The organism is Gracilibacillus timonensis (assembly GCF_900086715.1).
Taxonomy (GTDB): domain Bacteria; phylum Bacillota; class Bacilli; order Bacillales; family Amphibacillaceae; genus Gracilibacillus; species Gracilibacillus timonensis.
The window spans coordinates 1-6336 of record NZ_FLKH01000002.1 but is presented as its reverse complement, the minus strand read 5'-3'; the positions used below and the strand labels follow the sequence as shown (position 1 = coordinate 6336).

The window sequence follows — 6336 nt, the reverse complement described above, 5'->3', positions numbered from 1 at the left end:
AGGAAACCAAGTTTGATCATAAGAAGATACTGGTCGACTTAGTCTACGAAAAATATCGACACCGCCCCAAGTATCTTTCTGCCTTATTGTATTTTATTGATTACATCATGAAGCTACCAGACGAATTGCAGGAACAATTTTACGAATCATTACCCATCATCCAAAACGAGAAGGAGGGCAAGAACATTATGGGAATGGAAAAATTAAGAGACACCCCGACATTTGGCCGACTGATTAGAGAGATTGAAGAAGCAGCTACAAAACAAGGGTTGGAACGTGGGATGGAACAAGGGATAAAGCAAGGCATAGAGCAAGGCATAGAGCAAGGCATGGAACGCGGAATGTTAAAAGCAGAACAAAGGGTTGCCAAAAAATTGATTGAAAAGAATTATTCCGATGCAGAAATATCAGAATTAACCAGCCTTGAGCTTCAGGAAGTAACGAAGCTTCGGAAATCACTTGAGCATTAATGTCAAAACGAAACAAGTGATCCACTTGTTTCGTTTTGACATTAATGCTTTAGAAAATTCAAAGAGTTCATTATCCGTCATTGTAAACAATCTTTTCAATAAACGGTAATATATTCAGAAATTTTCAAAATATATATTATCTATCTGCACAGACCTAGCATTACTCTAGCACATAAACTCTCTTTCAAATGATTCCTTCTCAGTGTTTAAATGGCATGATCATCAAAATTCACTTGGATAATCTTCTCGGTTCATGACGTAGATAATTTCAACTTCCATATCCTCAAAATCATCCGCATAGTTTGTTTGTTTAACAAAGAGTGCATTGTTTTCATCGTCTCTATCTTCAAAAACGACATAATGATTGGCTCCATCCACTTCCACCCGATAATATCTAGTAGAGTTCATAACCCCTGCCACATTCTGAGAAATCTCAAATGTTTCTTCCTTGCCAGTCTCATCAGTGATAGTTAGGTTTTTTTCTTCTGAAAAATGAAGCATGGCTTGTTCTCCTGTATCCGATAGTCCATACCAATCACCAGCATATGTATCGGATGGTTTACAGCTCATTAGTAGAATCAGTCCACATAACATCATGACTGTCTTGATTAATTTGCTTGTCATATGTATGTAGTTCCCTTTTTCAATATGAATATTACTTTGTTTTTACTTTTATTGGTATAAAAATGTCAATCAATCGTCTTTTTCCATTGTTTCAGGAGCTTCTCCGATTCTATAACGACATCCTCAGCAATAGTCTCCAAAGAGTTCAATACTTCTTCCAATGCGGCATTGACCCTACCATTCTCAAATTCTCCTAACGGTTCTGGTAGTTCCTCTTCGTCTAATACTGCATATTCTCCGCTCGGCGTTTTAACAATATCTATAATCAAGTCTTCAAATGTCACAACACGATGCGTAATTTTCGTCTGTTGAACAATGTTAATATACAAACCCAAGAGTTGGTCATCGCTATCTCTGAATACGTAAACATTATAAGACTTGTCGCTCCAATAAAAAGCGAATGTATAACTGCCTTTGGGGATTCGGAGTATCGAATGATTTACTTGCATGGTAAAAGGAGACTCAATTTTGTGATACAAAACAGCCTTTTTGCCGGCATAAATCCTAATTTCCCTACATGGGTATTCCACCACTGAATTATCATATCTGATTTTTCTTTCAATAACAGAATTATTATCCATTTCACTCCCCCTTTTTATCCATATGGATACAGAAAAGAAATCATATGCTCGGCTAAAAAATCCTTTTATTTATCACAGTGCTAACCGTCCGTAAGACCACACTCCAAGATGACAAAAGTTCAAAGAAGCCAAGTGAACTTCATGGATGGCAGTTTTACTTTATATGATTTTTAATCAATGAAGAGTTCACTTCTATCTAGAAGCCAGCTCACCTGTGAGTTCTGAGATCTTAATCATATGATTAGCACGTGACATGATTTCCAAATGATAGTGTTAATTTATTTACTAACTTAGGAAATCTCCTTCCATTATATCATCCTTATGAAATGATGGATATATAGAAACTAAACTGGAAAGATGAGAAATATTGCATGATAGATTATCCTAACTGCCGTTGAAATACCTTATTGGCAATCAAATAAGTGATGATCATAACCCCTACACACCAAGCAAGTGCAGTCCAGATACCACTATCTACAACACCTTCGTACAAAAGGGCTCGAATCGAATTCACGATGGAAGTTACGGGTTGATGCTCCGCAAACGCACGAACAACCTTCGGCATGGTTTCAGTAGGAACAAAAGCTGAACTGATAAACGGAAGGAAAATCAATAGATACGAATATGATGTCGCCCCTTCCATCGATTTTGCAGTTAATCCAGGAATAACCGCTAACCAGGTCAATGCCAGTGTAAACAACCCCAATATGCCAACTACAGCGAGCCATTCCAGAATATCAGCGTTGGAACGAAACCCTAACAAGAGTGCTACGAGAATAACAATCATTACAGTAAGCAGATTGGAAATAAATGAGGTTAATACATGAGCCCATAATACCGACGATCGCCTGATGGGCATAGTAATAAAACGCGCCATTAGACCGCTCTTTACATCGGTAAATAACCGCAAAGAAGTGTACGCGACTCCTGATGAAATAGTGATTAATAAAATTCCAGGTAAAAGAAAATTGATATAGTTTTCCATACCTGTCTCTATCGCTCCACCAAATACATAGACAAACATTAACATTATCATAATTGGTGTAACCGCAACGGTGATAATCGTATCGGGGCTACGTACAATATTGCGCATTAAACGTCCTGCTAACACACTTGTTTTACTTTCCATTGGTTTCAACTCCTCGTATAATAAGTTTTAGAAATTGATTTTCTTGCTCTTTGATAACTAAATAATAGTTTTCTGCTATAGATGATAAGGGCACCCCATTAGTCGATTTTATATGGAGTGGCAGGGATGATAAGCTGCCATGCATGAGCCAATGTCTTTGCCCATTTGCCGCTTGGCTCGTCGATCATGCCTGCAGAGGCTCCATGTCCAATCGACGGCGGTTCTGTTCTCTCCTTACACTTACATGAATAAATCACACAACCCGAATGGCTTGGATACTGGGGGATATCCCTGGATAATAGAAATTGGAATGGATCCAACTGGGAATATGCTTTCAACTCCTGTAGTTCGACTACGATAAAAGACTGTGACCCAGACAATGGTTGTACTGCAAACACACAAGCTGTATCGGTGCCTACCTAAACCGATATTAGTGGATATCGGGGCAGCTTTTAGGCAGCACCATCGAATACTCATATGCGAGGCTGTAGCCAAACCATTGTTTCTAGGGATATCCCGCAGTATCCAAGCTTATTCCAAAATCAAAAGAAAGGAGGTCCTTTCCATGAAATTGTTCGTAGGTATTGATGTGAGCTCTAAAAATCTAGATGTTTGTTTCCTTGATAGTGAAGATACACGTTTAAAGGAAACCACCTATCCCAATGATATACATGGTGCCACGCAGATGAAAGAAGCCATGTTAGCTTATAATGGACAATTCCATTACGAAAAGATCATGGTTGGGATGGAATCTACCTCCGTCTATAGTTTTCATCCCGCTCACCTGTTGAGTAAGGATAAGGACTTACAGCGGATTGGTGTAGAAGTTGTCGTTCAAAATCCGAAAGCCATTCACCGGTTTAAAGGTCTCTTTGAAGAGGACAAGACCGATCGTATCGATGCATTTCGTATTGCTGATTTTCTTCGTTTCGGGCGTTATCATAAAACCGTTATGCAAGAAGAAAAGTATGTCGCCCTCCAGCGATTAACGCGTTCTCGTTATCAAGTGGTACAGCAATTGACGGAGAGCAAGCAACACTTTTTAGAGAACCTGTATTATAAATGCAACACACTTACGACAGATATAGATACTTCCGTCTTTGGTTCAACCATGATGGAATTGCTTACCGACTCTTTTTCATTAGATGATATAGCCGCCATGGACTTGGAAGAGCTAGCGCTTTTCCTCCAAAAAAGAGGAAAAGGACGGTTCAAAGATCCCGATCAATTAGCGAAAGACATCCAAAAGGCGACTCGTGATTCCTATCGTTTGGGTAAGGTGATGGAAGAATCCGTCGATATGGTTTTAGCGACCTATGCCCGACTCATCCAGACCTTAAAAAAACAAGTCAAAGAACTGGAAAAAGGGATCCAAGCTTTATTTGAGATGATACCGGAAGCACAATGTTTAACAAGCATTCCAGGCATTAGCGACGTTTATGCAGCGGGGATTACCGCCGAGCTTGCACAAATTGATCGCTTCGACACGGAAGCACAGATAGCCAAGTATGCAGGTCTCTACTGGAAGAGAAAACAATCGGGCGACTTTGAATCGGAACGAACACCAAGGGTAAGGTCCGGCAATCCATATCTACGTTATTACTTAGTTGAAGCTGCCAACTCGGTACAACGTAATGAGCCGGTTTACCGTCAATTTTACTTGAAGAAATATAAGGAAGTTCCGAAATACAAGCACAAACGAGCACTCGTCATGACGGCAAGAAAACTCGTGCGTTTGGTGGATGTGCTACTACGCAACCGCCAACTCTACACGCCAGAAAGGAGCGTATAGCCAAAAGCTTACCAAGGCTTTTGAATCCTTGAAGCAAACCCGAACAGGCATTCCTATTTATGCACGGGTTTAGTTCAGTGCGCCTTTTTTCCTTTGACAGTCCATCAAAAGTCAAAATTTTTATCATTTTTCTCTTGACTTACTACCACAAGTCTCGTATAGAATTAATAACCATATAAAATATACAACAGACTTATTTTACCTACTCCGTATATTCTTATAACATGCCTCCCACTCTATTTTTTATTTTTACAATGTACACTTTACAGATTAAAGTCAACTTTAAGTCAAATCATTTTGTAATTTTTCAAAAAATTAAGACTAAAGGCGCGCTTTAGTCTTATCTTTCACAAGTCAATATTACTACGAATGATTATTTCTGCTTTCATTCCTAATTAGATGACTCACCAAGCCTTCTATAACAGGAAAAAAGCATTATTATAAACTTCTAACTTGCAATCTTAGAATATAAAGTAATTAGAAATGGGAGAAATTAGCGATGACAAAACCAATGGAATAATAACCAGAATAATGATATGAACGAGGCTCCTTTGAATATCAAAATAATATGATTGTTTGTTTGACTTACGTCGAAGAAAGGCTTACAATCTCCTCGCTTAACTGGCATATTTCCTTTACCTTATTCTCTTCTAAAGCAACAAATCCAATTTTCGATAAATCATGTTGTAACTTATTCGGTAAATGACCAAAATATCTTTCAAAGATTTTACCTTCTGATGTTTCAAAGTATAGCCATAAAGCTTCACCATACATTTGGTATACTACATTCAAATTTTCCGCATCATTAGATAATCGCTTAATTTTCCTTTCACATAAGGTATCGTGAATTTCGGATAAACCATAATATGAATATCCTTTCTTTCGAAGATGTTTACGAAAATTTTTAATAGTTTGCTGAACCTCTAAAAAATGGACATCTAAATGAAAGGGGGATACTCGTTCAAATTTTTGATATACTTCTAACCTTTGTATTCGAGGTATCATAAGCTCATTTGAAAGGGAATGAAAATGACAATATAAAAATAAAAATCCAGCCTCTGCCCAAGCCCCCATAGAAGAAATGGTGGCTGAATAATACTTTTTCTCCTTTAAAAAATCTAAAGCGGACAAATTTCTTTCTCTAACAATATTAGAGACTTGCTCCATTATCTTTTTTCTGCCTTTATCTGAACTAAAATAGCTGATAGCCCATTTTTTTTATCTTATTAAGTTCTCCATCCTCATCTTTAATAATAGTAACCTCATCCAAAAACCTGAAATCCCAAGGTGAGGCTTCGACCGAAACTATATGAGGTAACTCACTGATATGTAATATCTCTAATTGAATGATTTCATCTTTGTAAATTACGTCAATTTTTTTCGAAATCGTTTCAGTGTTGGTAAATATCGTTAAATCAATGTCACTATATTCATCTGCTTCGCCTCTCCCCACTGAACCACCTACATAAGCACCAATTACTTCTTTGTCTTTAATAAAATCTTGAGCAACTTGAAGCAGTTCAACACTTTTATTGACCATTATCCATCCCCCCCAACAAAGGCTAACGCTTTAAATATCACATACGTAACTCTACTTCTTTTTAACCTATTCTTGTAAAGCATCACTTTATTTCCTCTCAAATAGGGTTATCTTGTTCAAACTCCTCCAGGATAATTACTGTACTTTCCTGAAGTAATATGCTAAATTTTTTGCATATTATAAGGGGGAGTTTTTTAATG

Annotated in this window: 7 protein-coding genes and 1 pseudogene; 2 read left to right on the top strand and 6 right to left on the bottom strand. The window is 37.6% G+C overall.

Annotated features, from left to right (window positions below; genetic code table 11):
- Nucleotides 1-470: pseudogene (locus tag BN6556_RS22015) on the top strand (hypothetical protein); the annotation flags it as partial.
- 222 nt (nt 471-692) lie between these two features.
- On the opposite strand, the gene BN6556_RS00090 reads toward BN6556_RS22015, so the two are convergent.
- The 4 genes from BN6556_RS00090 to BN6556_RS21815 form a co-directional block, all read right to left on the bottom strand.
- Entirely contained in the window at nt 693-1094 is a 402-nt protein-coding gene (locus tag BN6556_RS00090) for a hypothetical protein (RefSeq protein ID WP_066185557.1), read from the bottom strand.
- Between the two features lie 65 nt (nt 1095-1159).
- A complete protein-coding gene (locus BN6556_RS00085; RefSeq protein ID WP_066185555.1) occupies nt 1160-1675 on the bottom strand; it encodes a DUF402 domain-containing protein in 516 nt (171 codons plus the stop codon).
- 379 nt (nt 1676-2054) lie between these two features.
- On the bottom strand, nt 2055-2804 hold the full coding sequence (locus BN6556_RS00080) for an ABC transporter permease (RefSeq protein WP_066185552.1): 750 nt from the start codon (nt 2802-2804) through the stop codon (nt 2055-2057).
- Between the two features lie 98 nt (nt 2805-2902).
- Entirely contained in the window at nt 2903-3184 is a 282-nt protein-coding gene (locus BN6556_RS21815; protein ID WP_148436623.1) for a hypothetical protein, read from the bottom strand.
- A gap of 185 nt (nt 3185-3369) precedes the next feature.
- On the opposite strand from BN6556_RS21815, the gene BN6556_RS00075 reads away from it, so the two are divergent.
- Entirely contained in the window at nt 3370-4596 is a 1227-nt protein-coding gene (locus BN6556_RS00075) for an IS110 family RNA-guided transposase (protein WP_066185550.1), read from the top strand.
- Nucleotides 4597-5181: 585 nt separating this feature from the next.
- On the opposite strand, the gene BN6556_RS00070 is transcribed toward BN6556_RS00075, so the two are convergent.
- Both BN6556_RS00070 and BN6556_RS00065 read right to left on the bottom strand, forming a co-directional pair.
- Nucleotides 5182-5763 carry a hypothetical protein gene (locus BN6556_RS00070; protein ID WP_066185548.1) on the bottom strand — a complete coding sequence of 194 codons (582 nt, stop codon included), beginning with the start codon at nt 5761-5763 and terminating at the stop codon, nt 5182-5184.
- A gap of 25 nt (nt 5764-5788) precedes the next feature.
- Nucleotides 5789-6136, bottom strand: coding sequence for a nucleotidyltransferase domain-containing protein (locus BN6556_RS00065; protein ID WP_066185546.1), 348 nt, complete (start codon nt 6134-6136; stop codon nt 5789-5791).
- Between the last annotated feature and the right edge of the window lie 200 nt (nt 6137-6336).

Coding starts and splice junctions, on each gene's coding strand:
- BN6556_RS00090 (WP_066185557.1), bottom strand. CDS start 1,094: ATGACAAGCAAATTAATCAAGACAGTCATGATGTTATGTGGACTGATT.
- BN6556_RS00085 (WP_066185555.1), bottom strand. CDS start 1,675: ATGGATAATAATTCTGTTATTGAAAGAAAAATCAGATATGATAATTCA.
- BN6556_RS00080 (WP_066185552.1), bottom strand. CDS start 2,804: ATGGAAAGTAAAACAAGTGTGTTAGCAGGACGTTTAATGCGCAATATT.
- BN6556_RS00075 (WP_066185550.1), top strand. CDS start 3,370: ATGAAATTGTTCGTAGGTATTGATGTGAGCTCTAAAAATCTAGATGTT.
- BN6556_RS00070 (WP_066185548.1), bottom strand. CDS start 5,763: ATGGAGCAAGTCTCTAATATTGTTAGAGAAAGAAATTTGTCCGCTTTA.
- BN6556_RS00065 (WP_066185546.1), bottom strand. CDS start 6,136: ATGGTCAATAAAAGTGTTGAACTGCTTCAAGTTGCTCAAGATTTTATT.